The organism is Lacticaseibacillus manihotivorans DSM 13343 = JCM 12514 (assembly GCF_001435035.1).
Lineage (GTDB): Bacteria > Bacillota > Bacilli > Lactobacillales > Lactobacillaceae > Lacticaseibacillus > Lacticaseibacillus manihotivorans.
In genome coordinates this window covers 1-268 of sequence record NZ_AZEU01000236.1, presented here as the reverse complement: position 1 = coordinate 268, position 268 = coordinate 1, and the positions used below count along the sequence as shown (strand labels likewise).

Genomic DNA, 268 nt, shown 5'->3' with positions numbered 1-268 from the left:
CAAAGAATTCGCTAAACACGTTGAGATCACAGAAGAAACTGGTATTGAATTTTACTTTCCAGATCCACACGCTCCTTGGCAAAGAGGCACGAATGAGAATACAAACAATCTGCTCCGTGAGTATCTTCCTAAGTCTCAAGACATGTCTGATATTCCTGCACCAGAATTCGCAGAGTACGCTCATAAATTGAATACCCGGCCCAAGAAGTGTCTGGGTTGGAGAACACCCTACGAAGTTTTCTATAATGAGACTTTGCACTTAATTTGA

General features: G+C 41.8%; 1 protein-coding gene. It reads left to right on the top strand.

Annotated features, from left to right (window positions below):
- Positions 1-268, top strand: a 268-nt coding sequence (locus FD01_RS12460) for an IS30 family transposase (protein ID WP_156647314.1), incomplete at its 5' end; no start/stop codon positions are given.